This window comes from Leifsonia sp. P73, assembly GCF_051059105.1.
Lineage (GTDB): Bacteria > Actinomycetota > Actinomycetes > Actinomycetales > Microbacteriaceae > Leifsonia.
Genome location: NZ_CP194931.1, coordinates 43,775 through 69,645, shown reverse-complemented (window position 1 = coordinate 69,645; position 25,871 = coordinate 43,775). Strand labels below are relative to the sequence as shown.

Here is a 25,871-nt window from a genome sequence, read left to right as displayed (position 1 = left end):
AGATACAACAATAGCCTATGCTTCGCCGCTTCCACAAAACGCGGGCGGGCCGGGCGAGCCGTCGCCCGGCGCCTCACGTTCACGCCGCGACGGCGGCCGTCTCCTCCTCCTCCGCGGTCGCCGCGATGGTGTCGTCGGCGGCCCGGCGACGGCGCACCGTGAGCAGGTGACTGACGCCGATCAGCGCCAGTCCCGCGGTCGCCCACAGCGCCAGGCGCAGGCCGTCGAAGCCGAACTGCTGGCCCGGGAAATACGTCAGCGCCCTCGCGGAGTCCAGCCAGGCGGCGCCCGTCCAGAACGTGCTGAGGCCCGCGAAGAACGGCGGCTGCATGTTCTGCGGGAAGATGCCGCCGGAGGTCGTCACATTCAGCATGACGAACAGCAGGGTGAGGACCGGGGTGGTCCAGCGGCCGAGCATGGGGTGAAGGCCGACGCCGATCGTGATGATTCCGAAGGTGTAGAGGGCGCCGAGGAGGCCGATGCTCCACTCGTTGCCGGCGAGCACGTGGAAGAGCGGGCCGGCGACCACGGTGGTGATCGCGGAGACCACGACAGCGGTCGCAGCGGACACGGCGATGCGCCAGCCGATGCCGAGGCGGCCGGCGACCGCGGAGATGGCGATCGCGCTGGAGTAGCCGCCGACGCTCATCGCCACCATCATGAAGAACAGCCCCTGGCCGGTCATGTCGTCCGCCGGCACCGGGCGCACGTCGTCGATGGTGACCGGCAGGTGCTGCTGGTAGGCGATCGGGAGCAGCAGCTCCTCGGCGGCGGAGGCCTCCGCCGGTGACGCCGCGGTGGACACGATGATGGTCGCGTGCGTCGCGTCGGTCGCATACGCCGCGGAGAGCGTCCCGTCGGCGACGTCCGCCCTCCCCTTCGCGGCCGTCGTGACCGTGCGCACGTCGAGCGCGTCGGGGGCCTTGTCGTTGAGGGTCTGCGCGAACACGTCGGCCGCGGGGCCCTGGCCGACGATCCCGACGCGGATGTTGTCCGGCTGGGCCGCGTGGAAGGCGCCGAGGTAGGCCAGCGCCATCCCGGCCGCGAGGAACAGCGGGATGACGATGTGGGACCCGAGGGCCTTCCAGAAGGCGGCGGGCGGCCAGAAGCGGGGCGGCCGGGCGACGGCGGGGACGGGGGTGATGCGGTGCGCGGACATGCGGCGGGGATCCTCTCCGGATTGAGTTGCAGAGAGCAACGTACGATATTCGGTTGCGTTGTGCAACTTAAATCCGGGTAGGGTGAAGACATGACGCCCTCGACAGCGCCTGACCGCCGCGACAGCAGCCGCGACATCGGCGGCCGCGACCCCATCACGCGCGTCCAGCGCGAGCTCCTCACCCTCGGTCGGCGCGGGACAGCGCGCGTGCGGCGGGAGGACGAGGCGCTGTCGGTGGTGGACCGCTCGCTCCTCACCTACATCCAGGAGAACCCCGGCTGCCGGGCGATCGACATCGCGACGCACTTCCAGCTCAACCGGTCCACGGTGTCGCGCCAGCTCGCCGCCCTGCTGGACCACGGCTACGTCGCGTCCGACGAGGAGACGGCGCGACGATCGCGCGGCATCGCCCTCCGGCTCACGCCCGCGGGGAGCGCCGCCTTCGACCGGTCCACCCGCACCGTGCTGGACTCGGTCGCGCGGCGGCTGGCCAGCTGGTCGGAGGACGACCTGGAGGCCTTCGCGCGCATGCTCGAGCGCTACAACGCGGAACCCGACGAGTAGCGCGCCGCAACACGCCATCGAGGGGCACGTAGACGCCCCTAAGACCGCGTTTGAGGGGCGTTTACGTGCCCCTCGGATGCCGGCTAGAGGACCGCGCGTTCGTCGACCGCGATGCCGATGAGGTCGCGGTTGACCGCGGCGGCGACGACGGCACCGGACCCGGCGGCCACGATGAGCTGCTGGGGCCCGGGCGCGGTGGTCTCCCCCGCCGCGTACACGCCGGGCAGCGACGTGCGGCCGTGCGCGTCCGTCACCAGGTAGCCGTCGGTGTCCCGGTCAAGGTCGAGCGCGTCGGCGAACGACAGGGCGGGAGTCCACACCGGCCGCACGAACCCGCCCGCCCGCGGCACCACGGTCCCGTCCGCGAGCCGCACGCCGGTCATGGCGCCCTTCTCCCCCACGACGTCCTCGATCGGTCGGCGCTCGACGCCGACGCCGAGCCGCGCGAGGGCGCGCTCCTCGTCGTCGCCGATCGCCGCGACGCCGTTGGTGAAGACGATCAGGTCGTCCGTCCACTGCGTGAGCAGCAGCGCGCGCTCGGCCAGGTCGGCCGTCTCGCCGATCAGCGCCAGCGGCTCTCCGGCCTTCTCGAAGCCGTCGCACTCCAGGCAGCTGTGGAGCTGCGTGCCGTAGAAGGCGCGGAGGCTCGGGAGGTCGGGCATCGTCTCGGCCACGCCGGTCGCGATGACGACGGTCGCCGCCACGGCGTCCACATCCGCGCCGCCGCGCACGCCCGTGCCGCGCACGCGGAAGCCGTCCGCGTCCACGGTCACGGAGTCCACCTGGGCGAACACCACGTCGGCGTCGTCGTAGCCGGAGACCTCCTCGCGGCCGAGCCGGCGCAGCTCGGCGGGCGGCACGCCGTCGCGGCTGAGGAAGCCGTGCGCCTGCAGCGTCGCCGCGTGGCGCGGCCGGTTGCCGTCCACGACGAGCACCCGTCGCCGTGCACGCGCCAGGTTGAGCGCGGCGCTGAGGCCGGCCGGGCCGCCCCCGACGACGATGACTTCGACGCTCGCCCCCACGGTCCCGCCTAGCCCAGGCTCGCCGACAGCGCGTCCAGCCGGGCGAGCGACTCGGCCTTGCCGAGGATCTCCATCGACTCGAACAGCGGAGGCGACACCCGGCGACCGGAGACGGCGACCCGCAGCGGCCCGAAGGCCACGCGCGGCTTGAGCCCGAGGGACTCCACCAGCGCGTCGCGCAGGGCGGCCTCGATCGCGTCGTGCGTCCACTCCGCCTCCGGCACGACCTCCAGAGCGCCGAGGGACGCGGCCAGCACCTCGCCGGCGTTGTCGGGCAGCGACGCGCGGGCGTCGGCCTCGACGGTCAGCGACGCGGCGTCCGTGAACAGGAAACCCAGCATCCCTGGCGTCTCGCCGAGGAGCTGCACGCGCTCCTGCACGAGCGGGGCGGCCTCGGCCAGCACCGCGCGCTGGGCGTCCGTCAGCGGCTCGCTGAGCACGCCGGCGGCGACCAGGTACGGGATGGTCCGCTCGGCGAAGTCGCCGACCTCCAGCAGCCGGATGTGGTCGCCGTTGATCGACTCGGCCTTCTTCTGATCGAAGCGGGCCGGGTTCGGGTTCACGTCGGCGACGTCGAACGCGGCGACCAGCTCGTCGATGGAGAACACGTCGCGGTCGTGGGTCAGCGACCAGCCGAGGAGCGCCAGGTAGTTGACCAGGCCCTCCGGGATGAAGCCGCGGTCGCGGTGGTGGAACAGGTTCGACTCCGGGTCGCGCTTGGAGAGCTTCTTGTTGCCCTCTCCCATCACGTACGGCAGGTGGCCGAACCGCGGGACGAACGTGGTCACCCCGGCGTCGATGAGCGCATGATAGAGCGCGATCTGGCGCGGGGTGGAGGACAGCAGGTCCTCGCCGCGCAGCACGTGCGTCACGCCCATCAGCGCGTCGTCGACCGGGTTCACGAAGGTGTAGAGCGGGTGGCCGTTCGGTCGCACGACGACGAAGTCGCTGAACGAGCCGGCCGGGAAGGTGATCTCGCCGCGCACCAGGTCGTCGAAGCTGAGGTCGTCGTCCGGCACGCGCAGGCGCAGCGCGGGCTCGCGGCCCTCCGCACGGTAGGCGGCCTTCTGGTCGTCGGTGAGGTCGCGCTCGAAGTTGTCGTAGCCGAGCTTGGGGTCGCGGCCGAGCGAGACGTTGCGCGCCTCGATCTCCTCGCCGGTGGCGAAGCTCTCGTAGATGTGGCCGGAGGCCTTCAGCCGCTCGATGAGGTCGCGGTAGATGTCGTACCGCTGCGACTGCCGGTACGGCTCGTTCGGGCCGCCGACGTCGATCCCCTCGTCCCAGTCGAGGCGCAGCCAGCGCAGCGCGTCGATGATCATCGCGTACGACTCCTCGCTGTCGCGCGCGGCGTCGGTGTCCTCGATGCGGAAGATCAGCTTGCCGCCGGTGTGCCGGGCGTACGCCCAGTTGAACAGGGCGGTGCGGATCAGGCCGACGTGCGGGGTGCCGGTGGGCGACGGGCAGAACCGGACGCGGACGTCCGCTCCGGTCGCGGTGGTGAAGGGGTGCGGATCGTTGTCAGACATCGCTTGAAATCCTACTTGGGAGTGCGCACCGGATTCACCAGCGAGCCGACGCCTTCGACCTCCACCTCGACGGTGTCGCCCGCGACGATCGGCCCGACGCCGGCCGGCGTCCCGGTGAGGATGACGTCGCCCGGCAGCAGGGTGAAGACGCTGGACGCGTAGGCGACGATCGACGGGATGTCGTGCACCATCTCCGAGATGCGCGCCTCCTGCTTGAGCTCGCCGTTGACCCGCGTGCGCAGGAACGCCTCCGGGTTCAGCTCGGTCTCGATCACCGGCCCGAGCGGGCAGAAGGTGTCGAAGCCCTTCGCGCGCGTCCACTGGCCGTCGGCCTTCTGGAGGTCGCGTGCGGTGACGTCGTTCGCGACGGTGTAGCCGAAGATGTGCTCGGCGGCCTTCTCCACCGGCACGTGCCGGGCGATCTTGCCGATCACGACGGCCAGCTCGCCCTCGTACTCGACCTGCTGCGACTGCGGCGGCAGCAGGATGGCGTCGCCGAGGCCGATCACGGCGGTGTTGGGCTTCAGGAAGAGCAGCGGCTCGCCCGGCGCCTCCCCGCCCATCTCGGCGGCGTGCTCGCGGTAGTTCTTGCCGACCGCGACGACCTTCGAGCGCGGGATGACGGGCGCAAGCAGTGACCCGACCTGGCCGAGCGGCACGCGCTCCCCCGTCGTGTCGAAGCCGGAGAACATCGGGTCGCCGGCGAGCACGACCAGGGCGTCGTCGTCGACGATGCCGTAGTCGATGACCGGGGACTGCTCGTTGGGACGCGTGTGGCTGAACCGTGCGATCTTCACGCGTTCGAGCCTAGCGCCGCGACGATGCGGGCGATGGCCGGGGTGGGGATGTCGTGCCGCGCTCCCACGCGAAGCAGGGCGCCGCCGATCGCGTCCAGCTCGTTCGGGTGGCCGTCGGCGAGGTCCTCCTGCAGCGAGGTGCGCATCCCGCCCGGCACGCTGTGCAGCACACGGACGAGGTCGAGCGCCGAGGTCGGCACGCCCTCCGCGGTCGAGCACGCGACGATCTCGGAGACCACCGCCTCGGTCAGCTCCGGGTCCTCGCTGAGCGCGGGACCGGCCGACTGCCGCCAGTAGGAGGTCAGCAGCGCCAGAGCCGACAGCAGCCGGAACTTCGCCCACAGCACCTCGGCCTCCGTGCCGCCGACCTTCACCCGCGGGCCGGCCTCCGCCAGCGCGCGGATGGACGCGAAGCCGCCCGCGGCCTCCGGCGCCTCGATGTTCACGAACGGGCTGCGGTGGTCGATCACCGTCGTGGAGGCGCGCAGGGCGGACACCGCGACGGACGCGCCGGCGACCGGGACGCCGGGCAGCGCCTCCCGCAGCGGCCCCATGTGCTCGACGCCGTTGAGGAACGACACCACCTCGCTCGGCCGCGCCGCCGCGATGCCCGGGAGGACGTCCTCCAGACCGTACGCCTTGGTCGCCACGATGACGCTCGCGCCTTCCGGCACCTCGGTGGCGGCGGACACGCGCTCGACGCCGTCGCCGAAGGTGGCGCTGCGCACCTCGATGCCGTCGGCGCGGATGGCGTCGACGGTCGCCGGGCGGCCCACCGCGACGACATCGTGACCGGCGCGGGACAGCAGCCAGGCGAACAGGCCGCCGACCGCTCCGGGGCCGACGACGGCGAAGACGGGTTCGGAGGTGCTCATGGCTCGATCGTAGCGAGCGACCAGCCCGCGGACAGCCCCGGGGCGCCCTACGGCTGCCGGAGCGCCTCCCCCGGGAGGGCCCCGTAGACGGTCCGGTACCGGGCGGCGAAGCGGCCGAGGTTGGAGAACCCCCAGCGCGACGCGATCGCGGCGACCGTCGTGGCCTCCGGGCTGGAACGCTGCAGCTCCCGGTGCGCGTTCTCCAGGCGCACCCGGGCGAGGTACGCGAGGGTGCTCGACCCGGAGTGCTCCCGGAAACCGCGCTGCAGGGTGCGGGCACTGGCGCCGACGGCCGCGGCCACGTCGGAGACGGTGATGGGCATTCCGGCGTTCTCGTCGATGAAGTCCATCGCCCGCCGGATCACGGCGGGCACCACCGGGGCCGAGTCGCGTTCGAGCGCCTCCCGGAAGCGGTGCTCGGTCGCCAGGAGCAGGCCGGTCATGAGGAGGCCGGCGACGTGCGCCGAGAGCAGCGGATTGCCGGCCAGCCCGTCCGGACCGCCGGCCGAGCCGTAGAGGACCCGCACCAGCTGCCACCATTCGGCGGCCCGGCCCGTCCTGAGGTCCAGCAGCGGGGAGAAGTCGATCGGGCCGGTCACCTCGGCGTTGATGATCCGCCCGAGCTCCCGCTCCAGGGTCCGCCGGTCGATGCGGACCATCGTCAGCCGGTCGTCCGGTTGCTCGAATCCGGAGATGGCCGACTCGAGGTTGGGGCCGGCGACGGCGGCGAACTCGGGGGTCGCGGTGATCTCGCGCCGGCCGGTCCGCAGGCTCAGGAGGCCGGTGCTCGGGGCGCTGATCCCGTATGCGTCGCTGTGCGAGCGCATCTCGACGTCGACGCGGCCGCCGTACGACATCCGCGCCAGGCGGACGCTGCCGAGCTGGAAGCCGGAGACCTCCCAGGCGAACGGGGCGCCGGCGCGGACCGGCGTCACCCGGTGCTCGTACGACAGGAGCCGGGAGGCGAGCTCGACTGCTTCGTCGACATCGGCCGAGCGGAAGGTCTGAAAGCCCGACGCGTTCATCTGCCCTCCCTCGCCCTCGGCTCGATCGTAGCCAGCGATCAGAGCGAGGACAGCCCCCAGGGCGCGCCGTCGAGCGCGAGCAGCGCGTCGGCGGTAGCGGCGATCGCCGGGACCGCGTCGGAGCCGGTCGCGGCGACCAGGTTGATGGTGCGGTGGTCGCGGTTCGCGGTCGGCCGCAGCACGACGCCCTCCACCGCTCCGGCCGAGCCGACCGCGAGCGCGGGCAGCAGCGCGACGCCGACGCCTTCGGCGACCATCCGCAGGACGGCGATGAAGTTGTCGGTCTCGTAGGCGATCCGCGGCGCGTACCCGCAGGCGTCGGTCAGCTCGAGCAGGTGGCCGCGGCAGCGCGGGCAGCCGCCGATCCAGGAGGCGGAGGCCAGCTCGGCGAGGTCGACGCTCCTGCCGGCCGCGAGGGGATGGTCGGAGCGGAGGGCCACGAGCATCTCGTCCTTCCAGAGCGGCACGACCGCGAGGCCGCGTGCGCTCTCGCGGTGCGGGTCGACCCGGTCGCCCGGGTAGCTGAACGTGATCGCCAGGTCCGCCGTCTGGTCGCGGACGGCCGCGACCGCTTCGGGAGGCTCGGCCTCCAGGTAGGTGATGCGGACTCCCGGATGCTCGGCCTCCATCGTGTTGAGCAGCCGCGGGACGAGCGAGGACGACGCCGACGGGAAGCCCGCCAGCCGCACCCGGCCGGTGCGCAGCCCGCGCAGGTCGGCGAGCTCGCCTGCCGCCGCGTCGAGCGCCGTCGTCACCGCGCGCGCGTGCCTGGCGAGCACGCGCCCGGCCTCGGTGAGCCGCACGCCGCGGCCGGCGCGGGCGACCAGCGGCATCCCGATCCTGCCCTCCAACCGGCGCAGATGCTGGCTGATCGCGGGCTGGCTGTAGCCGAGGGATTCGGCGGCGCGGGTGATCGAGCCGTGGTCGGCGATCGCGCGCACCACGCGGAGGCTGTGGGAGTCGAGGTCGTCGAGGAGCATGCGCGAATCATAACGCGGTGTGATGGAAATGATTCAACAGCTGCCCTGGTGTGATGTGTGAGGGTCCCTCAGGCTGGGAGCATGCCCGAATCCCTCACCGTGCCCGCCGTCTCGTTCGCCGACACCTTCACCGCCGGCGTCGGCTACCTCGCCGCCTGCACGCAGGGGCTGCCGACCCGCGCCACGGTCGACGCCGGCCGCGCCGACCTGGAGCGCTGGGCCCGCGGGGAGGCCGCTCCCGGCGACTACGACGAGGCGATCGCCCGCTCCCGGCACGCGTTCGCCCGGATCGCGGGGGTGGAGGTGGACGACATCGCCATCGGCTCGCAGGTCTCGGTGCTCGCCTCGCTGATCGCGGCCTCCGCCCCGGACGGCGCGGTCGTCGTGTGCGCCGAGGGCGACTTCGCGTCGATGGTCGCGCCGTTCCACGCGCAGGCTCACCGCGGCGTGCGGGTGCGGGAGGTCGCGCTCGCCGACCTCCCCTCCGCCGTCGAGGAGGACACCTGGCTCGTCGCCTTCTCCCTGGTGCAGTCGGCGACGGGCGAGCACGCCGACGCCGACGCGATCCTCGCCGCCTGCGCGCGGACGGGGACGATGACCTTCGCGGACCTCACCCAGGCGCTGGGCTGGCTGCCGGTGGACGCGTCCCGGTTCGACATCACGGTCACGCACGCGTACAAGTGGCTGTGCGCTCCGCGCGGGAGCGCGTTCCTCACGGTGCGGCCCGGCGTCCGGGACGGGCTCCGGCCGGTGCACGCGGGCTGGTACGCGGGCGAAGACCCGTGGAGCTCGTGCTACGGGCCGCTGGTCGCGCCCGCTGCCTCCGCCCGGCGCTTCGACGTCTCCCCCGCCTGGCCGGTCTGGCCCGGGACCGCGGCCGCGCTGGAGTTCTTCGCGTCACTGGACGCCCAGGCCGTGCACGCGCACGCCACGGGACTCGCCGACCGCCTCGCGGACGCGCTGGGGCTGGTGGACCCCTCCGGCGCCCCCGTTCGCGGCCGCGCCATCCTGACCTGGCCGGACCCCGACGGCGCGGATCTCGCCGCGCTGACCGTCGCGGGCCTCCGCGCCTCCGGCCGCGCCGGCCGCGCCCGCGTCGCCTTCCACCTCTGGAACACCCCCGCGGACGTCGACAGGGTCCTCACCGCCCTCCAAATGTGACAAATCGCGGAAATCCATAGTCGGATTCCCGCGATTAGTCACGTCTCGGCAGCAGGTTACGCGTCGAGGCGGAGCATCCAGTTGTGGCGGTCGTGGGCGCGGCCGTACTGGATGTCGGTGAGCTCCTTGCGCAGCGACATGGTCAGCTCGCCGGGAGGCGCGGTGATGTCGCCGACGGTGAAGGTGTCGGACTTCAGCTCGCCGATCGGCGTGATGACCGCCGCGGTGCCGCAGGCGAAGACCTCGACGATGTCGCCGGACTCCACGCCGTCGCGCCACTCGTCGATCGTCACCCGGCGGCGCTCCACCGTGTGGCCGCGGTCCCGCGCGAGCTGCAGCACCGAGTCGAGCGTGATGCCCTCGAGAATGCTGTCCGACTCGGGCGTCACGAGCGTGCCGTCCTTGTAGACGAGCACGACGTTCATGCCGCCGAGCTCCTCGATGTACTTCCCCTCGACCGAGTCGAGGAAGAGCACCTGCGCGCAGCCGTGCTCGTACGCCTCGGCCTGCGGCAGGAGGCTGGAGGCGTAGTTGCCGCCGGTCTTGGCCGCTCCCGTGCCGCCCTTGCCCGCGCGCGACCAGTGGTCGGACAGCCAGATGGACACCGGAGCGACGCCGCTCGGGAAGTACGCGCCCGCCGGGCTGGCGATCAGGTAGAACGCCACCTTGTTGGCCGGGCGCACGCCGAGGAAGGCCTCCTTGGCGAACATGAACGGGCGCAGGTAGAGGCTGGTCTCCTCACGGCCCGGCACCCAGTCGCCGTCCACCGCGACGAGCTGCTTGAGCGCGTCGAGGAAGTGCTCGACCGGCAGCTCGGGCAGCGCCAGGCGGTAAGCGGAGCGCTGCATGCGGGCCGCGTTGGCCTCCGGGCGGAAGCTCCAGATCGAGCCGTCCTCGTGCCGGTACGCCTTGAGGCCCTCGAAGATCTCCTGCGCGTAGTGCAGCACGGCCGCCGACGGGTCGAGCTGGATGGGGCCGTACGGGGAGACCCGCGGGCGGTGCCAGCCGCCCTTGGCCGACCAGCACACGTCGACCATGTGGTCGGTGAAGTAGTTGCCGAAGCCGGGGTTCGCGAGGATCTCCTCGCGCTCCGCCGCGCTGCGCGGCGACTCGTTGCGCGTGACGTTCCAGAGGAGGCCGGCCGTCTCGCTGGGTCCGGAGGTGAGGTTGATGCTGGTGGAGGTCATTGAGTGTCCTTTGCTGCGATGCGTCAATTCTGCGCCACGCGGGCCGCGATCGCGTCGCCCACTTCGGAGGTCGTGCGCGCGGCGCCGCTGCGGGCGGCGAGGTCGGACGTCACCGCCTGCTCGACCCGCTGGGCGAGCTCCCCGGCGCCGAGGTGGCGGAGGAGGAGCGCGACGGAGAGGATCGCGGCGGTGGGGTCGGCCTTCTGCTGGCCGGCGATGTCGGGGGCCGATCCGTGAACCGGTTCGAACATGCTCGGGAATTCGCCCGCGGGGTTGATGTTGCCCGAGGCGGCCAGTCCGATGCCGCCGCTGATCGCGGCCGCGAGGTCGGTGAGGATGTCGCCGAAGAGGTTGTCCGTGACGATCACATCGAATCTAGCAGGATCGGTGACCAGGAAGATGGTCGCCGCGTCGACGTGGAGGTAGTCGACGGCCACGTCGGGATGCTCGGCCGCCACGGCGTCCACGATCCGCTTCCACAGCCCGCCCGCGAACGTGAGCACGTTGGTCTTGTGCACGAGCGTGAGCTTCTTGCGGCGGCCCTCGGCCTGCTCGAACGCGTAGCGCACGACGCGCTCCACGCCGTAGGCGGTGTTGACCGAGACCTCGTTGGCGATCTCGTGAGCCGTGCCCTGCCGGATGGCGCCGCCGTTGCCGACATACGGGCCCTCCGTGCCCTCGCGGACGACGACGAAGTCGACCTCCCCCGGGTCCGCCAGCGGGCTCGCGATGCCGGGGAACAGGGTGGTCGGCCGCAGGTTGACGTAGTGGTCGAGCGAGAAGCGCAGCTTCAGCAGCAGCCCGCGCTCGATGTTCGCGCCCGCCAGCCGCGGGTCGCCCGGCGTGCCGCCGACCGCGCCGAGCAGGATGGCGTCGTGGCCCGCGATCGCGGCCAGGTCGTCGTCGGTGAGCACGTCGCCGGTCGCCAGGAAGCGGTCGGCGCCGAGCGAGAAGTGCGTCTTCTCGAACGCGAGGTCGCTGCCCGCCGTGACCGCGTCGAGCACCTTGACCGCCTCCGCGATCACCTCCGGACCGATTCCGTCCCCGGGGATGACGGCGAGTTGGACGGTTGTGCTCATGACGCTCCTGCACTGATCGACGGACAGACGGTACCCCCTACACTATCGCCGCCGGGTCAGGAGCGGACGCGGCGGAGGGTGACGAGGGCGAGGACGGCCGCGGTCAGCATCAGCCCCGCGCCGATGGAGGCGGTGAGCGCGATGCCGCTGTCGAACGCGTGCCGCGCGGAGGCCAGCAGCTCGGCCGCGGCCCCGCCCGGGAGGCCGCCGGCGACCGTCACCGCGCCGCCCAGCGTGTCCCCGGCGGCGGCCGCGTCGGCCGGGCTCAGTCCGGCGGGCAGCACGATCGCGGCGCGGTATGACGCGATGATGATGCTCCCGAGCGTCGCCGTGCCGAGCACAGCGCCCAGCTCGTACGCGGTCTCGGACACCGCGGACGCCGCGCCCGCCTTGTCCGCCGGCGCGGTCGAGACGATGAGCTCGTTCGACACCGTCTCGGCTGCGCCGATCCCCAGGCCCAGCAGCACGAACGCGGCGAGGAGGACGCCCCAGGACGCGTCTCCCCCGCTCACAGCGACGACGATGTACCCGGCCGCCGAGACGCAGAGCCCGCCCGCGATCACGAGCCCGGGCCGCAGCCGCCGCGCCACGGGCACCACCAGGAGGCCCGACACGATCATGGTCGCGAGGCCCGGCAGCAGCACCATCCCGGCCCGCATCGGCGGCATCCCGAGCACCAGCTGGAGGTGCTGCGACACGAAGAACAGGAAGCCGACCAGCGCGATCACGCTGAGCAGGTTGATCAGCACCGCGCCGCTGAACGCCGCCCGCCGGAACAGGCGCATGTCGAGCATCGGGACCGGCCTCCGGAGCTGACGCCGGACGAACAGCACCCCGGCGCTCACCCCGACGACCACCGCCAGCACCGGCACGGGCGCGAGCCCGTGCACCGCGTACTCCTTGATCCCGTACACGATCGGCGCCATCGTCACGAGCGACAGCAGGATGGACACGACGTCCACCGGCCCCGGCGCGGGATCGCGCGACTCGCGCACGAGCAGCGGAGTGAGCACCAGCAGCGGGATCAGCACGGGCACCGCGAGCAGGAACACCGAGCCCCACCAGAAGTGCTCGATCAGCAGGCCGCCGACGATCGGCCCGAGCGCGGAGCCCGCCGCGAATCCCGCCGCCCAGATCGCGATGGCGACGCGGCGCTGCTCGCGGTCCTGGAACACGCTGCGCAGCAGGGACAGCGTGGAGGGCATGAGCATCGCGCCGAACACCCCGAGCAGGGCCCGCGCGCCGATCAGCAGCTCGGCGGTCGGGGCGAACGCCGCCGCGGCCGAGACGGCGGCGAAGCCGGTCGCGCCGATCAGCAGCACTGTCCGGCGGCCGATGCGGTCGCCGAGGCTGCCCATCGCGACGAGCAGGCCGGCGAGCACGAGCGGGTACACGTCCACGATCCAGAGCATCTGCGTCGAGGACGGCCGCAGCGCCTCGGTGATGGCCGGGAGGGCGAAGCCCAGGACGGTGTTGTCGACCGACACGAGGAGGACGGGGAGCATGAGGACGACCAGGGCCACCCAGGCGCGCGCCGGCACGGCCGGGCGTGGGAGCAGGGGCTGCGCCGTCGGCTCGGCGGCGGCCGGGATGCGGTCGGAGCGGGTTGTCGAGGTCATGCCTTACTGTACCGTCCGGACGGTACAGTAGTCAATGACGCGGGAGCACTGGCGGTCGCGGCTAGCATGGCCCCATGTCCTCCCCCGCCTCCCCGGCGTCCACTTCGTCCTCCCCCGCTTCGCGGTCCGCCCGCGACCGCATCCTCGACGCCTTCGAGGACCTGCTCGCCGAGCAGAGCGAGCGCGCGGCGACGCTGGAGGCCGTGGCGGCGCGGGCCGGCGTCTCCAAGGGCGGCCTGCTCTACCACTTCGCGTCGAAGGACGCCCTGGTCGACGGCGTCCTGGAGCGCTTCGCTGCCGACCTCGCCGAGGACATCGAGCACATGCGCGCCGCGCCGGACGGGCCGGTCGCCTACTTCCTGCGGACGTCCATCCCCTCCGACAACCGCCTGGAGCGGGTGATCGTCGCCATCGCCCGGCTCGCCCAGGCCTCCGACGCGCGCGCCAGCGACGCCCTCGCCGACGCGCAGCGGCAGTGGCTCAGCGAGCTGGAGACCGTCGTCGGCGACCGGATGGTGGCGCGGACCATCATGCTGATCGGCGACGGGATGTACTACAACACCGCGCTGCTGCCGGCGGCGAACACCGTGCTGCGGGACGAGACCGACGTCCAGGAGCTGATCGGGCTGGTCGAGCGGCTGAGCGCGCGCGACTGAGCGCGGCTCAGACGCCGCCCGCGGCGAGCAGCCGCAGCAGCGACCGTCGGGTCCGGTCGTCGTCCGTCGTCCCGATCGCGCGCCGCAGCTCGACCTCGGACCCGGCACCGTCCCCCGCGAGCCGCAGCAGTTCGGCGCGCGCCGCGTGCGCCCGGGAGGCCAGCGGGCCGACGAACAGGTCGGGCTCGGCGTCGAGGGCGGCGAGGGCGACCTCCGGCCCGGCGTCCGGGCTGTGGCCGAGCGCGACCAGCCGGCCGAGCCGTGCCGAGGTGCTCGGCCAGACCCGCACCAGGCCGTCGTAGAGCCGGACGATCGCGGGCCAGTCGGTGGCCTCCCAGGTCGGCGCGATGGCGTGCAGCCCGGCGATGCCCGCCTGGAGGCCGTAGCGGCCGTCGCCGTCTGCCATGCCGTCGAGCGCGGCAGTCGCCAGGCGCTCCCCTCCACCATCATCGCCACGTCCCAGCGCGTCCGGTCGGCCTCCCGCAGCGTCGCGAACTCGTCGTCCGCGGTCAGCCGCGTCGCCTGGCGCGCCTCGGTCAGCAGGAGCAGGCCGAGCAGTCCGGCGCTCTCGGCGTCGCCCGCCACCCGGTGCGCGTCGCGGGCGACGGCGATCGCGTCGGCGCGCAGCCGGTCGTCCGCGGTCGCGTGGCCGACCGTGTAGAGCAGGTAGATCGTGGTCAGCGCGTCCGGCATCCGCTCGGCGACAGCCGCCGCGTCGTCGAGGGCGAACCGGAGGCCGGTGTCGTGGACGCGCTTCTTGGCGCGGGTGAGCCGGGCGGCCATCGTGGTCTCGGAGACCAGGAAGGCGTCGGCGATCCGCGCGGTCGGCACGCCGCAGACGTGCCGCAGCGCCAGTGCGACGCGCGTCTCCGGCGCGAGGTCGGGATGCGCGACGAGCAGGATGAGGTCCAGCCGCTCATCGCCGATGAACACCGCCTCCTCACCCCTCTCCTCGGCCTCGGCCGCGGCGGCGCTCTCGGCGCGTTCGGCCTCCGCGGCCAGCATCGGAGCGACGCGCCGGGCGGACCGTTCGCGCCGCAGCGCGTCGAGCGCGACCCGGCGCGCGACCGTCGTGATCCAGGCCGCGGGGTTCCGCGGCTCGCGGCCGTGCGCCGCCTCGGCGACGGCGCGCGCGAACGCCTCCTGCACCGCGTCCTCGGCGAGCAGGAGGTCGCCCGTCGTGCGCGCGACCGCGCCCAGGATGCGGGCGGCGTCCTCACGGTAGGCGCGCTCGATCCGGGAGGCCGCTGTCACGGCCCAGCCCTCCCGCAGCACGCCATCCGCGCTTCGCGTTCGCGCCGGCTGCTCAGCGCACCGTGTCGAGCACCAGCACCGGGTACAGCTCGACCCAGCCGCCGGTCGGCACCATCGCGGCCAGCTCCCTCGCCTGCTCGGGCGTCGAGGCCGTGTAGCTGTAGAAGCCGGTGACGACCTCCTGGTCTCGCTGAACGGCCCGTCGGTGATCAGCGGGGCGCCGCCCTCGCGGGGCGTGATCTTGGTCGCCTTGGTGACGGGCTGCAGGGCGCCGGTGGCGACGATCCGCTCACCGGCCGCGACGACGGCGTCCTGGAACGCCTTGTGGCCGGCCATGCCCGCCTGCCACTCCTCCGCCGTCATCGCCTCGGGGTCCCAGTTCGGCTCGCGGATGAGCAGAACGTACTCGTCGGACATCGTGGTCTCCTCACTTCGTCGGAACGCCGCCCCGCTCGGGCGACATCCCTACGACGCAAGTCAACCGTCGAAATCGACAGTGCGCGAGAAGAACTTTTCGAGGGGCACGTCGTTGTCACTTTTCGCGGCGAAAAGTGACAACGACGTGCCCCTCGGCGGGGGTCAGGACTCGGTGATGTCGATCTCCTGCAGGAGGTCGGCGTCGATCGCGACGCGGACCTTCTCGAGCAGACCCTCCGGGACGCGCGAGTCGACGGTCAGGACGCTGAGCGCCTTGCCGCCGGCGGCGGTCCGCGCGATCTGCATGCCGGCGATGTTGATCCGCGCCTCGCCGAACTCGTGGCCGTAGACGGCGACGATGCCGGGGCGGTCGTCGTAGACCATGACGATCAGGTGCTCGGCGATCGGCACCTCCACGTCGTAGCCGTTGATCTCCACGACCTTCTCGACCTGCTTGGTGCCGGTGAGCGTGCCGGAGACCGAGACCTGCGAGCCGTCGCTGAGCGCGCCGCGCAGGGTGATCAGGTTGCGGTACTCCTCGCTCACCGAGTCGGTGATGAGCCGCACCTCGATGCCGCGCTGCTCGGCGAGGAGCGGCGCGTTCACGTAGGAGACCGTCTCCGAGACGATGTTCGTGAAAAGGCCCTTGAGCGCCGCGAGCTTCAGCACGCTGACGTCGTAGTCCACCAGCTCACCGCGCACCTCCACGTCGATGCTGGTCAGCGGGCTGTGGGCGAGGCCCGAGAACACCTGGCCGAGCTTCTCCACCAGCGGGATGCCGGGGCGAACGTACGGGTCGATGACGCCGCCGGCCACGTTGACCGCGTCGGGCACCAGCTCGCCGGAGAGCGCGAGGCGCACCGACTTGGCGACGGAGACGCCGGCCTTCTCCTGCGCCTCGTCCGTGGAGGCGCCGAGGTGCGGCGTCACGATGACGTTCTCCAGCTCCAGCAGCGGCGACTCCGTCGGCGGCTCGGTCACGAACACGTCGAGGCCGGCGCCGGCGATGCTCTTGGTGCTGAGCGCGCGGTACAGGGCGTCCTCGTCGATCAGGCCGCCGCGGGCGACGTTGACGACGAAGGCGGTCGGCTTCATCTGCGCGAGCTGGTCGTCGGAGATCATCCCGGTGGTCTCGGGCGTCTTCGGCATGTGGATGGTGACGAAGTCGGCCTCGGTGAGCAGTTCGTCGAGGCTGACGAGCTGGACGCCGAGCTGCTGGGCGCGCGCGCTCGTGACGTAGGGGTCGTAGGCGATCACCTTGGTGCCGAACGCCTGCAGGCGCGCCGTGATGAGCGCGCCGATGCGGCCGAGGCCGATGATGCCGACCGTCTTCTCGTACAGCTCGACGCCGGTGTACTTGGAGCGCTTCCACTGCCCCTGCGCCAGCGCGCTGTGTGCGGCGGGGATGTGCCTGGCGAGGCTCAGGATGTGGCCGACGGTGAGCTCGGCGGCCGAGATGATGTTGGAGGTCGGCGCGTTGACGACCATGACGCCGGCGTTGGTGGCGGTCTTGATGTCGACGTTGTCGAGGCCGACGCCGGCGCGGGCGATGACGCGCAGCTTGTTCGCGGCGGCGATCACCTCGGCGTCGACCTTGGTGGCGGAGCGCACCAGGATGGCGTCCGCGTCGGAGACGGCGGAGAGCAGGGCGGGCCGATCGGTTCCGTCGACGCTGCGGATCTCGAAGTCCGGCCCGAGGGCGTCGACGGTGGCGGGCGAAAGTTCTTCGGCGATCAGCACGACCGGCTTTGTCACGTGGCAGTTCCTTACAGGGAGGCTGGCTTGGGAGAAGGCGCGCAGCAGTCGTCGGTGCGCGGGTTGCTTAACTCTAGCGGGAGCGCAACGCCGCCTTTCGCCGCGTTACGACCGGGCGTCACGGACGGCGGCGACCGCCGCCCTGACCGTGATCGGGTCGGTGATGTCGTACGCCGCATCCCCGCCGCCCGGCCCGCTCGGCGCGCCGGACACCGTCTCGCGCGCGGAGAGGTGCACCGCGTCGACGCCCGCGGCGATGAGCGCGTGGATGTCCTCCACGCGCACTCCCCCGCCCGCCATCACCTGCAGCCGGCCGTCCACCCGCTGGGCCAGCGCCCGCAGCCCGTCGGCGCCGTCGATGCTGCGCGCCGCCCCGCCGGAGGTGAGGACGCGCGCGACGCCGAGCTCCACGAGCGCGTCGGCCGCGCCCAGCGGGTCGGGGAGGGTGTCGAAGGCGCGGTGGAATGTCACGTCGAGCCCGCCGGCCTCCGCGACGAACCGGGCGACGGCCTCCCGGTCGATGCGGCCCGCCTCGTCCAGGGCGCCGATGACGACGCCGTCCGCGCCGGCCTCGCGGGCGAAGCGGATGTCGGCGGCGACCGTGGCGAGCTCGTCGGAGTCGTAGACGAAGCCGCCGCCGCGCGGGCGCACAAGGACGTGGACGAAGCCCGTCCGGCCCTCCTCCCGCGCCTCCTCGACGGCAGCGCGCACGAGACCTGCTGAGGGAGTCAGGCCCCCGAGCCCCAGAGCGACGCACAACTCGACCCGGTCGGCGCCCTCCGCGAGCGCGACGCGCACCCCCGCGACATCCTGGACGGCGATCTCGACGGCGGTGAGACGGGGTTCGGGCATGCGGCCACGATAGCGGCATTCCCGCCGCGGCGGCCCCGGCGTAACGTCGGAAGCGAGGGTTCAGGGAGGAGGCGTCATGCAGGCGACGACCGGAGACCGGATCTGCATCCGGGGCACGCATGTCGAGTCGGCGGACCGCTGGGGCGAGGTGGTCGAGGTGCGCGGCGCGGACGGCGCACCGCCGTACCTGGTGCGGTTCGACGACGGGCACGAGACGCTCGTGTATCCGGGGACGGACGCGGTCATCGAGCACAGCGTGGCGTAGATGACCCGCGCGAACGGCGGACGGGGCCGCACCGATCCTCCGGTGCGGCCCCGTCCGGGATGCCGTTCTTCAGCGCGGCTGGGTCAGCGCGCGACCTCGCCGTCGACGTAGTCGTCGTCGTTCGAGGCGTTCCACGCGAAGAGCTTGCGCAGCTCGCGGCCGGTGGCCTCGATGGGGTGCTGCTCGCCCTTCTTGCGGAGCTCCAGGAACTCGGGCGCGCCCGCGTCCTGGTCGGCGATGAAGCGCTTCGCGAAGGTGCCGTCCTGGATGTCGGAGAGCACCGCCTTCATGTTCTCCTTCACGTGCGGGTCGATGACGCGCGGGCCCGAGACGTAGTCGCCGTACTCGGCCGTGTCGGAGACGCTCCAGCGCTGCTTGGCGATGCCGCCCTCCCACATCAGGTCCACGATGAGCTTGAGTTCGTGCAGCACCTCGAAGTAGGCGACCTGCGGCTGGTAGCCGGCCTCGGTCAGGGTCTCGAAGCCGTACTGGACGAGCTGCGAGACGCCGCCGCAGAGGACGGCCTGCTCGCCGAACAGGTCGGTCTCGGTCTCCTCGGTGAAGGTGGTCTTGATGCCGCCGGCGCGGAGGCCGCCGATGCCCTTCGCGTAGGAGAGGACGAGCGGCCAGGCGTTGCCGGTCGCGTCCTTCTCGACGGCCACGATGACGGGGACGCCGCGGCCGGCCTCGTACTCGCGACGGACGGTGTGGCCCGGGCCCTTCGGGGCGACCATGATCACATCGACGCCCTCGGGCGCCTCGATGTAGCCGAAGCGGATGTTGAAGCCGTGGCCGAAGACGAGCGCGTTGCCCTCCTCCAGGTTGGCCTGGATGTCGTCCTTGTAGAGGTTCCGCTGCACCTGGTCGGGCGCGAGGATGACGACGACGTCGGCCCACTTGGCGGCGTCGGCGGCGGAGAGGACGCGGAAGCCCGCCTCCTCGGCCTTGGGCGTGGACTTCGAGCCTTCCTTGAGGCCGATGACGACCTCGACGCCCGAGTCGCGGAGGTTCTGCGCGTGCGCGTGGCCCTGCGAGCCGTAGCCGATGACCGCGACCTTCTTGCCCTGGATGATCGAGAGGTCCGCGTCGTTGTCGTAGTAGATCTCAGCCACTGTGTGGGTTCTCCTTCTTGATGTGGTTCTGACGCCCGGGGTCGGGCTTTAGTTCTTGAAGACGCGCTCGGTGATGGACTTGCCGCCGCGGCCGATCGCGAGGAGGCCGGACTGCGCCATCTCCTTGATCCCGTACGGCTCCAGCACCTTGAGCAGCGCCTGGGTCTTGCCGCTGTCGCCGGTGACCTCGATGACGAGGGCGTCGGTGGCCACGTCGACGACGCGGGCGCGGAAGAGGTTGACCGCCTCCAGCACCTGGGAGCGGGTCGAGTTGTCGACCCGCACCTTGATCAGCAGGTGCTCGCGCTGGACCGACTGCGCCGGGTCCAGCTCGACGATCTTGATGACGTTGATCAGCTTGTTGAGCTGCTTGGTGACCTGCTCCAGCGGCAGCTCCTCCACGTCCACCACGACGGTGATGCGCGAGAGGCCGTCGACCTCGCTCGTGCCCACCGCGAGCGAGTGGATGTTGAAGCCGCGCCGCGCGAACAAGCCGGCGACCCGGGTCAGCAGACCGGGCTTGTCCTCGACGAGGAGGCTCAGAACGTGTGTGCTCATGGGGGTCACTCCTCTCCGAAGGACGGGCTGTGGTCGCGTGCGTACTGCACGTAGCTGTTGCTGACGCCCTGCGGGACCATCGGCCACACCATCGCGTCGGCGCTGACGACGAAGTCGATGACGACCGGGCGGTCGTTCGTCTCCAGCGCCAGCTTGATGGCGGCGTCCACCTCCTCCTCCTTCGTGACGCGGATGCCGAGGGCGCCGTACGCCTCGGCGAGCTTCACGAAGTCGGGCACGCGCACGGTGTCGTGGCCGGTGTTGAGGTCGGTGTTCGAGTAGCGGCCGTCGTAGAACAGCGTCTGCCACTGCCGCACCATCCCGAGCGACGAGTTGTTGATGATCGCCACCTTGATCGGGATGTCGTTGATCGTGCAGGTGGCCAGCTCCTGGTTGGTCATCTGGAAGCAGCCGTCACCGTCGATCGCCCACACGACGCGGTCGGGCTGGGCGACCTTCGCACCCATCGCCGCCGGCACCGAGTAGCCCATCGTGCCGGCGCCGCCGGAGTTCAGCCACGAGTTGGGGCGCTCGTACTTGATGAACTGCGCCGCCCACATCTGGTGCTGGCCGACGCCCGCGGTGTAGATGCCCTCCGGCCCGGTCAGCTCGCCGATCCGCTGGATGACGTACTGCGGCGCGAGGAGGCCGTCGCTGGTGGGCGTGTAGCCGAGCGGGAACTCCTCGCGGAGGCCGTTGAGGTACGTCCACCACTCCACCAGGTCGGGCGCGCCCGCCCGGGTGGCGTCCTGGTAGGCCGCGGTCAGATCGACGATGACGTCCTTGGCATCGCCGACGATGGGGACGTCGGCGACCCGGATCTTGGAGATCTCGGCGGGGTCGACGTCGACGTGCACGATCTTCGCGTCGGGCGCGAAGAGGGAGGTGTTGCCGGTCACCCGGTCGTCGAAGCGCGCTCCGAGCGACACGATGAGGTCCGACTCCTGCAGGGCGAGCACCGCGGGCACCGTGCCGTGCATGCCGGGCATGCCGAGGTGCTGCGTGTGCGTGTCGGGGAACGCCCCGCGCGCCATCAGCGTGGTGACCACGGGGATGCCGGTCGCCTCGGCGAGCTCCAGGAGCTCCTGCGAAGCGCGCGAGCGGATCACGCCGCCGCCGACGTAGAGCACCGGCTTCTTGGACTCGACCATCAGCTGGGCCGCGGCGAGGATCTGCTTGCCGTGCGCCTTGGTGATCGGCCGGTAGCCGGGCAGGTCGATCTTGGGCGGCCAGACGAACGGCACCGCGTTCTGCTGGGCGTCCTTGGTGATGTCCACAAGCACCGGGCCCGGTCGTCCCGTCCCGGCGATGTGGTAGGCCGCGGCGATGGTGGCCGGGATGTCCTCGGCCTTCTTGACCAGGAAGGAGTGCTTCGTGATCGGCATGGTGATGCCGACGATGTCGGCTTCCTGGAACGCGTCCGTGCCCATCAGCGTGGAGAACACCTGGCCGGTGATGAACACGACGGGGACGGAGTCCATGTGCGCGTCCATGATCGCGGTGACGAGGTTGGTCGCGCCGGGGCCGGAGGTCGCCAGAGCGACGCCGACCTTGTTGGCGGCGACGGCGTAGCCTTCGGCCGCGTGGCCGCCGCCCTGCTCGTGCCGGACCAGGATGTGGCGGATCACGGACGAGTCCATGATCGCGTCGTAGATGGGGAGGATCGCACCGCCCGGCAGCCCAAAGGCGTCGGTGACGCCGAGGAGCTCGAGGGTGCGGACGACCGACTGGGAGCCGGTCAGGATTTCGGGCGACGCCTTTCCGGGCGCCGCGGGGGGCAACACTGAACTGGGGGTTGCATCCGGCGTCATGCCTTATCGATCCCTTACGTGCGAAGCGGTTGATGAATCTGAGGTGGGCGAAGGGCTACCCCGTGACCGCGCCCTCCGCAGCGGAGTGCACGAGCTTGGAGTACTTCGCGAGAACGCCACGGGTATAGCGCGGAGGAAGAGGCGCCCAGCCGTCACGGCGGGCGGTCAGCTCTGACTCGTCGACAAGTAGGTCGAGGGAGCGAGCCGCGATATCGACCCGTATCAGATCACCATCGCGCACGAAGGCGATCGGACCTGCGTCCACCGCTTCGGGTGCTATGTGGCCGATGCACAGGCCGGTTGTGCCGCCTGAGAATCGTCCGTCCGTCAATAGTAGTACATCCTTGCCGAGCCCTGCGCCCTTGATGGCGGCGGTGATCGCGAGCATCTCGCGCATCCCCGGGCCGCCCTTGGGGCCCTCGTAGCGGATGATGACCACGTCGCCCGCGTTGATGCGGCCCTCGGTCAAAGCGTCCATCGCGCCGCGCTCGCGCTCGAACACGCGCGCGGGGCCCTCGAACACATCCGCGTCGAAGCCGGCCGTCTTGACGACCGCGCCCTCCGGGGCGAGCGAGCCCTTGAGGATGGTGAGGCCGCCGGTAGGGTGGATGGGGTTGTCGAGCGAGCGCATGACGTTGCCGTCCGGCGCGGGCGGGTTGATCTCCGCCAGGTTCTCGGCGACGGTCTTGCCCGTCACGGTGAGGCAGTCGCCGTGCAGCAGGCCCGCGTCGAGCAAGGCTTTCATGACGACGGGGACGCCGCCATGCCGGTCGACGTCGTTCATGACGTACTTGCCGAACGGCTTGAGGTCGCCGATGTGCGGCACCTTGTCGCCGATCCGGTTGAAGTCGTCGATGGTGAGCTCGACCTCGGCCTCGTTCGCGATCGCCAGCAGGTGGAGGACGACGTTGGTCGAGCCGCCGAAGGCCATCGCGACGGCGATCGCGTTCTCGAACGCCTTCTTGGTGAGGATGTCGCGCGCGGTGATCCCCTGCTTGAGCAGGTTGACCACGGCCTCGCCCGAGCGGTGGGCGAAGTAGTCGCGACGGCGGTCGGCCGAGGGCGGCGCAGCCGAGCCGGGGAGGCTCATGCCGAGCGCCTCGGCGACGGAGGCCATCGTGTTGGCGGTGTACATTCCGCCGCAGGCGCCCTCGCCCGGGGCGATGGCGCACTCGATGCGCTTGAGGTCCTCCTCGCTCATCTTGCCGGCCTTGCACGCGCCGACCGCCTCGAACGAGTCGATGATCGTGACGTCCTTCTCGGTGCCGTCGCTGAGCTTCACCCAGCCGGGCGCGATCGAGCCCGCGTAGAGGAAGACCGCGGAGAGGTCGAGCCGCGCAGCCGCCATGAGCATGCCGGGCAGCGACTTGTCGCAGCCTGCGAGCAGCACGGTGCCGTCCAGTCGCTCGGCCATCATGACCGTCTCGACGGAGTCGGCGATGACCTCGCGGGAGACCAGCGAGAAGTGCATGCCCTCGTGGCCCATCGAGATGCCGTCGGAGACCGAGATCGTGCCGAACTGGAGCGGGTAGCCGCCTCCCGAGTGCACGCCCTCCTTCGCGCCCTGCGCGAGGCGGTCGAGCGACAGGTTGCACGGCGTGATCTCGTTCCACGAGCTGGCGATGCCGATCTGCGGCTTCTCCCAGTCCGCGTCGCCCATGCCGACGGCCCGCAGCATCCCGCGGCTGGTGGTGGCTTCGATTCCGTCCGTGACCACGCGAGAGCGCGGCTTCCAATCGATCTCTGGCATGTGACAACTCTAGGACCGTTTGGATGCCGGTCCGGCCATGAGTCGGAAGCGGTGGACAAGCCTCCGATCGGGTCAGGCTGTGGAGGAGGACCGCGCGTCCGCCAGCAGCCCCAGCAGCACCGCGACCGCGCGCTCGTCGGCCACACGGAACTGCGCCGCCGTCTCGCCGTCCCCGACCTTGATCCCGAGGTCGCCCTCCGCCGGCCGCAGCACGGCGAAGCCGTCCTCGTCGGTGACGTCGTCGCCGGCGAACAGGACGGCGGTCGCGTGAGTGTACTCGCGCAGCCGCTGGATGCCGTCGCCCTTGTTCGCCCCGCGGACCGAGAACTCGATGATGTCCTTGCCGTCGCGGATGGTGAGCGCGTCGCTGACCGAGGCCGCGGCCTCGTAGGCGCGGGCCACGACGGCCGCGCCCTCCTCGCCCTCCAGCAGCCGGTAGTGGACGCCGAAGCCGACCGGCTTGACCTCCAAGCGCGTCCCGGGGACGCTGTCGACCAGCGCGCCGAGCGTCTCGCCCAGCTTCTCCAGCGTCGCGCGCTCCTCGTCGGTCAGGTCGAGGAGACCCCGTCGCGGCCGAAGCGGATCTCCACGCCGTGCGAGCCGATGAGCAGGGCGTCCTCGTCGGCCTCGGTGACGATCTCCAGGCTGGACAGCGGCCTGCCGGAGACGTACGCGACCCAGGTGTCCGGCAGCGCTTCGAGGCGGTCGAGCGCGGCCTTGGCCTCCGGCAGGGCGCGCGCCGACTTCGGCTTGTCGACGAACGGCGCGAGCGTCCCGTCGAAGTCGAGCGCGAGCAGAAGCCGCTCGGCGCCGGCGAGCCGCGCGACGGCGGTGGCGAGGGCGAGGGCGGCGGGCTGGGCGGAGGGTGCGGTGTCTGTCATCGGGCTCTCGGGTCAGCGCCGGTTGACCGGCGGGTTCTGCAGGGGGTGATCGCCGTGGGCGCTGCGGGTGAGCGCCTCCAGGAAGCTGGCGGACCAGCGCGCGACGTCGTTGGTGAGGACCTTCTTGCGCAGGGCGCGCATCCGTCGCACGCGGTCGCGCTTCGGCATCGCGACCGCCTGCAGGATGGTGTCCTTCAGGCCCTCGATGTCGTGCGGGTTGATGAGGAGGGCCTGCCGCAGCTCGTCGGACGCGCCGGCGAACTCGCTGAGCACCAGCACGCCGTCCTCGTCCACGCGCGTCGCCACGTACTCCTTGGCCACCAGGTTCATGCCGTCGCGCAGGGCGGTCACCAGCATGACGTCGGCCGCGAGGTAGAGCGCGACCATCTCCTCCTTGGGGTAGCCGTGGTGGAGGTAGGCGACGGCCGTGTGGCCGAGGGTGGCGTAGTCGCCGTTGATGCGCCCGACGGTGAGCTCGATCTCGTCGCGGAGCTGGCGGTACGTCTCCACGCGCTCGCGGCTGGGGCTCGCCACCTGCACCAGGGTCACGTCCTCCACCGAGAGGCGGTCGTCGCGCAGCAGCTCGCCGAAGGCCTTCAGCCGGTGGCCGATGCCCTTGGTGTAGTCGAGGCGGTCGACGCCGAGCATGATCGTCTCGGGGTTGCCGAGCTCCTCGCGGATCTCCCTGGCACGTTCCTGGATGGCGGGCCGGCGGGCGAGCTCCTGGTAGGCGTCGGCGTCGATGGAGATCGGGAAGGCCCGCGCCAGCACGGTGCGGACCAGGCCGCCGTGCTTGCTGGTGGTCACGTGACGGTGCGAGCCCGCTTCCGGGTCGTCGCTGTCGATCGGCACCTCGATGATGGGGCCGCGCGTCTCGTAGCCCTTCAGCCGGCGGATCGCGCGCGAGAAGTTGCCGGCGTCGGCCACCCGCTGGAAGCCGATGACGTCGGCGCCGAGGAGGCCGTCGATGATCTGCCGCCGCCACGGGAGCTGCGAGTAGATGCCGTACGGCGGGAACGGGATGTGGTTGAAGAAGCCGATGACCAGGTCCGGCCGCACCTCGCGCAGCATCGCAGGGACGAGCTGCAGCTGGTAGTCGTGCACCCAGACCACCGCGCCGTGCGAGGCGACGCCTGCGGCCGCGTCGGCGAACCGCCGGTTGACGCGCACGTAGCTCTCCCACCACTCGCGGTGGTAGCTCGGCTGCGCGATGACGTCGTGGTAGAGCGGCCAGAGCGTGTCGTTGGAGAAGCCCTCGTAGTACTCCTGAAGCTCCTGCTCGCTGAGCGCGACCGGGAGGATGCTGATGCCGTCGGCCTCGAAGGGCTCGATCTCCTCGCCCGCGACGCCGGCCCAGCCGACCCAGACGCCGTCCTCCGCGCGCATGACCGGCTGCAGAGCGGTGACCAGCCCGCCGGGCGAGGGCCGCCAGGTCGCCTGCCCCGCCTCGTCGACCACGCGGTCCACGGGCAGCCGGTTGGACACGATCACCAGGTCGTACGTATCTGTGGTTGCGGTTTCGGACGTCTGGCTGATGGTGGGTCAACTCCCCCAGTTGATGCGATG

At 71.7% G+C, this 25,871-nt stretch carries 24 protein-coding genes and 1 pseudogene; 4 read left to right on the top strand and 21 right to left on the bottom strand.

The window, feature by feature from the left end:
- Positions 1-79: 79 nt before the first annotated feature.
- Entirely contained in the window at positions 80-1,159 is a 1,080-nt protein-coding gene (locus ACQ86L_RS00335; RefSeq protein ID WP_434317211.1) for a hypothetical protein, read from the bottom strand.
- Between the two features lie 90 nt (positions 1,160-1,249).
- On the opposite strand from ACQ86L_RS00335, the gene ACQ86L_RS00330 reads away from it, so the two are divergent.
- Entirely contained in the window at positions 1,250-1,723 is a 474-nt protein-coding gene (locus ACQ86L_RS00330) for a MarR family winged helix-turn-helix transcriptional regulator (protein ID WP_434317210.1), read from the top strand.
- Positions 1,724-1,806: 83 nt separating this feature from the next.
- On the opposite strand, the gene ACQ86L_RS00325 is transcribed toward ACQ86L_RS00330, so the two are convergent.
- From ACQ86L_RS00325 to ACQ86L_RS00300, 6 genes are read right to left on the bottom strand one after another with little or no spacing between them, the layout of a single operon-like run.
- Entirely contained in the window at positions 1,807-2,745 is a 939-nt protein-coding gene (locus ACQ86L_RS00325; protein WP_434317209.1) for an NAD(P)/FAD-dependent oxidoreductase, read from the bottom strand.
- An 8-nt stretch (positions 2,746-2,753) separates the two neighbouring features.
- Positions 2,754-4,271, bottom strand: a complete 1,518-nt coding sequence (gene gltX / locus ACQ86L_RS00320; RefSeq protein ID WP_434317208.1) for a glutamate--tRNA ligase — start codon at positions 4,269-4,271, stop codon at positions 2,754-2,756.
- A gap of 11 nt (positions 4,272-4,282) precedes the next feature.
- On the bottom strand, positions 4,283-5,068 hold the full coding sequence (locus ACQ86L_RS00315; RefSeq protein WP_434317207.1) for a fumarylacetoacetate hydrolase family protein: 786 nt from the start codon (positions 5,066-5,068) through the stop codon (positions 4,283-4,285).
- Positions 5,065-5,943 (bottom strand): ketopantoate reductase family protein, encoded by an 879-nt coding sequence (locus ACQ86L_RS00310; protein WP_434317206.1) that lies wholly within the window; start codon positions 5,941-5,943, stop codon positions 5,065-5,067. Before ACQ86L_RS00310 ends, ACQ86L_RS00315 begins: the two co-directional genes overlap by 4 nt.
- 47 nt (positions 5,944-5,990) lie before the next feature.
- Entirely contained in the window at positions 5,991-6,968 is a 978-nt protein-coding gene (locus ACQ86L_RS00305) for an AraC family transcriptional regulator (RefSeq protein ID WP_434317205.1), read from the bottom strand.
- 38 nt (positions 6,969-7,006) lie between these two features.
- On the bottom strand, positions 7,007-7,948 hold the full coding sequence (locus ACQ86L_RS00300) for a LysR family transcriptional regulator (protein WP_434317204.1): 942 nt from the start codon (positions 7,946-7,948) through the stop codon (positions 7,007-7,009).
- A gap of 81 nt (positions 7,949-8,029) precedes the next feature.
- Between ACQ86L_RS00300 and ACQ86L_RS00295 the strand changes: the two genes are divergently transcribed.
- Positions 8,030-9,109: an aminotransferase class V-fold PLP-dependent enzyme gene (locus ACQ86L_RS00295; RefSeq protein WP_434317203.1), complete on the top strand. Its 1,080-nt coding sequence runs from the start codon at positions 8,030-8,032 to the stop codon at positions 9,107-9,109.
- A 56-nt stretch (positions 9,110-9,165) separates the two neighbouring features.
- On the opposite strand, the gene ACQ86L_RS00290 is transcribed toward ACQ86L_RS00295, so the two are convergent.
- The 3 genes from ACQ86L_RS00290 to ACQ86L_RS00280 are packed head-to-tail and all read right to left on the bottom strand — an operon-like array spanning position 9,166 to position 12,994.
- Entirely contained in the window at positions 9,166-10,296 is a 1,131-nt protein-coding gene (locus ACQ86L_RS00290) for a branched-chain amino acid aminotransferase (RefSeq protein WP_434317202.1), read from the bottom strand.
- 23 nt (positions 10,297-10,319) lie between these two features.
- On the bottom strand, positions 10,320-11,375 hold the full coding sequence (locus ACQ86L_RS00285; RefSeq protein WP_434317201.1) for a 3-isopropylmalate dehydrogenase: 1,056 nt from the start codon (positions 11,373-11,375) through the stop codon (positions 10,320-10,322).
- Positions 11,376-11,431: 56 nt separating this feature from the next.
- Positions 11,432-12,994, bottom strand: a complete 1,563-nt coding sequence (locus ACQ86L_RS00280; protein WP_434317200.1) for an MFS transporter — start codon at positions 12,992-12,994, stop codon at positions 11,432-11,434.
- Positions 12,995-13,068: 74 nt separating this feature from the next.
- Here ACQ86L_RS00280 and ACQ86L_RS00275 point away from each other — a divergent pair, with 74 nt between their 5' ends.
- Positions 13,069-13,650: a TetR/AcrR family transcriptional regulator gene (locus ACQ86L_RS00275; RefSeq protein ID WP_434317199.1), complete on the top strand. Its 582-nt coding sequence runs from the start codon at positions 13,069-13,071 to the stop codon at positions 13,648-13,650.
- A gap of 7 nt (positions 13,651-13,657) precedes the next feature.
- On the opposite strand, the gene ACQ86L_RS00270 is transcribed toward ACQ86L_RS00275, so the two are convergent.
- The 4 genes and pseudogenes from ACQ86L_RS00270 to ACQ86L_RS00255 form a co-directional block, all read right to left on the bottom strand.
- Positions 13,658-14,056, bottom strand: a complete 399-nt coding sequence (locus ACQ86L_RS00270) for a hypothetical protein (RefSeq protein ID WP_434317198.1) — start codon at positions 14,054-14,056, stop codon at positions 13,658-13,660.
- A gap of 83 nt (positions 14,057-14,139) precedes the next feature.
- Positions 14,140-14,904, bottom strand: a pseudogene (locus tag ACQ86L_RS00265) (sigma-70 family RNA polymerase sigma factor); the annotation flags it as partial.
- Between the two features lie 579 nt (positions 14,905-15,483).
- Entirely contained in the window at positions 15,484-17,076 is a 1,593-nt protein-coding gene (gene serA, locus ACQ86L_RS00260) for a phosphoglycerate dehydrogenase (protein ID WP_434317197.1), read from the bottom strand.
- 105 nt (positions 17,077-17,181) lie between these two features.
- Positions 17,182-17,928 carry a copper homeostasis protein CutC gene (locus ACQ86L_RS00255; protein WP_434317196.1) on the bottom strand — a complete coding sequence of 249 codons (747 nt, stop codon included), beginning with the start codon at positions 17,926-17,928 and terminating at the stop codon, positions 17,182-17,184.
- A gap of 76 nt (positions 17,929-18,004) precedes the next feature.
- On the opposite strand from ACQ86L_RS00255, the gene ACQ86L_RS00250 reads away from it, so the two are divergent.
- Entirely contained in the window at positions 18,005-18,193 is a 189-nt protein-coding gene (locus tag ACQ86L_RS00250; RefSeq protein ID WP_434317195.1) for a DUF1918 domain-containing protein, read from the top strand.
- Positions 18,194-18,276: 83 nt separating this feature from the next.
- Here ACQ86L_RS00250 and ilvC read toward each other — a convergent pair whose 3' ends face one another.
- From ilvC to otsA, 7 genes are all read right to left on the bottom strand, one after another.
- Entirely contained in the window at positions 18,277-19,305 is a 1,029-nt protein-coding gene (gene ilvC / locus ACQ86L_RS00245) for a ketol-acid reductoisomerase (protein WP_434317194.1), read from the bottom strand.
- A 48-nt stretch (positions 19,306-19,353) separates the two neighbouring features.
- Complete coding sequence (ilvN, locus tag ACQ86L_RS00240; RefSeq protein WP_185277752.1) at positions 19,354-19,863, bottom strand: acetolactate synthase small subunit; 510 nt, start codon at positions 19,861-19,863, stop codon at positions 19,354-19,356.
- 5 nt (positions 19,864-19,868) lie between these two features.
- A complete protein-coding gene (locus ACQ86L_RS00235) occupies positions 19,869-21,674 on the bottom strand; it encodes an acetolactate synthase large subunit (protein WP_434317193.1) in 1,806 nt (601 codons plus the stop codon).
- 55 nt (positions 21,675-21,729) lie between these two features.
- The gene (ilvD, locus tag ACQ86L_RS00230) at positions 21,730-23,424 is read right to left on the bottom strand and encodes a dihydroxy-acid dehydratase (RefSeq protein WP_345839408.1); all 1,695 of its coding nucleotides are present in this window, start codon (positions 23,422-23,424) and stop codon (positions 21,730-21,732) included.
- A 72-nt stretch (positions 23,425-23,496) separates the two neighbouring features.
- Complete coding sequence (gene otsB / locus ACQ86L_RS00225; protein ID WP_434317192.1) at positions 23,497-23,895, bottom strand: trehalose-phosphatase; 399 nt, start codon at positions 23,893-23,895, stop codon at positions 23,497-23,499.
- Positions 23,896-23,972: 77 nt separating this feature from the next.
- A complete protein-coding gene (locus ACQ86L_RS00220; RefSeq protein WP_434317191.1) occupies positions 23,973-24,305 on the bottom strand; it encodes a trehalose-phosphatase in 333 nt (110 codons plus the stop codon).
- A 12-nt stretch (positions 24,306-24,317) separates the two neighbouring features.
- On the bottom strand, positions 24,318-25,790 hold the full coding sequence (otsA, locus tag ACQ86L_RS00215; protein WP_434318951.1) for an alpha,alpha-trehalose-phosphate synthase (UDP-forming): 1,473 nt from the start codon (positions 25,788-25,790) through the stop codon (positions 24,318-24,320).
- Positions 25,791-25,871 lie beyond the last annotated feature (81 nt).

Bases quoted from the DNA above. Each gene is read 5' to 3' on its own strand.
- ACQ86L_RS00335 (WP_434317211.1), bottom strand. From the start codon at position 1,159: ATGTCCGCGCACCGCATCACCCCCGTCCCCGCCGTCGCCCGGCCGCCC.
- ACQ86L_RS00330 (WP_434317210.1), top strand. From the start codon at position 1,250: ATGACGCCCTCGACAGCGCCTGACCGCCGCGACAGCAGCCGCGACATC.
- gltX (WP_434317208.1), bottom strand. From the start codon at position 4,271: ATGTCTGACAACGATCCGCACCCCTTCACCACCGCGACCGGAGCGGAC.
- ACQ86L_RS00310 (WP_434317206.1), bottom strand. From the start codon at position 5,943: ATGAGCACCTCCGAACCCGTCTTCGCCGTCGTCGGCCCCGGAGCGGTC.
- ACQ86L_RS00305 (WP_434317205.1), bottom strand. From the start codon at position 6,968: ATGAACGCGTCGGGCTTTCAGACCTTCCGCTCGGCCGATGTCGACGAA.
- ACQ86L_RS00300 (WP_434317204.1), bottom strand. From the start codon at position 7,948: ATGCTCCTCGACGACCTCGACTCCCACAGCCTCCGCGTGGTGCGCGCG.
- ACQ86L_RS00295 (WP_434317203.1), top strand. From the start codon at position 8,030: ATGCCCGAATCCCTCACCGTGCCCGCCGTCTCGTTCGCCGACACCTTC.
- ACQ86L_RS00290 (WP_434317202.1), bottom strand. From the start codon at position 10,296: ATGACCTCCACCAGCATCAACCTCACCTCCGGACCCAGCGAGACGGCC.
- ACQ86L_RS00285 (WP_434317201.1), bottom strand. From the start codon at position 11,375: ATGAGCACAACCGTCCAACTCGCCGTCATCCCCGGGGACGGAATCGGT.
- ACQ86L_RS00280 (WP_434317200.1), bottom strand. From the start codon at position 12,994: ATGACCTCGACAACCCGCTCCGACCGCATCCCGGCCGCCGCCGAGCCG.
- ACQ86L_RS00275 (WP_434317199.1), top strand. From the start codon at position 13,069: ATGTCCTCCCCCGCCTCCCCGGCGTCCACTTCGTCCTCCCCCGCTTCG.
- ACQ86L_RS00270 (WP_434317198.1), bottom strand. From the start codon at position 14,056: ATGGCAGACGGCGACGGCCGCTACGGCCTCCAGGCGGGCATCGCCGGG.
- ACQ86L_RS00255 (WP_434317196.1), bottom strand. From the start codon at position 17,928: ATGCCCGAACCCCGTCTCACCGCCGTCGAGATCGCCGTCCAGGATGTC.
- ACQ86L_RS00250 (WP_434317195.1), top strand. From the start codon at position 18,005: ATGCAGGCGACGACCGGAGACCGGATCTGCATCCGGGGCACGCATGTC.
- ilvN (WP_185277752.1), bottom strand. From the start codon at position 19,863: ATGAGCACACACGTTCTGAGCCTCCTCGTCGAGGACAAGCCCGGTCTG.
- ACQ86L_RS00235 (WP_434317193.1), bottom strand. From the start codon at position 21,674: ATGACGCCGGATGCAACCCCCAGTTCAGTGTTGCCCCCCGCGGCGCCC.
- ilvD (WP_345839408.1), bottom strand. From the start codon at position 23,424: ATGCCAGAGATCGATTGGAAGCCGCGCTCTCGCGTGGTCACGGACGGA.
- ACQ86L_RS00220 (WP_434317191.1), bottom strand. From the start codon at position 24,305: ATGACAGACACCGCACCCTCCGCCCAGCCCGCCGCCCTCGCCCTCGCC.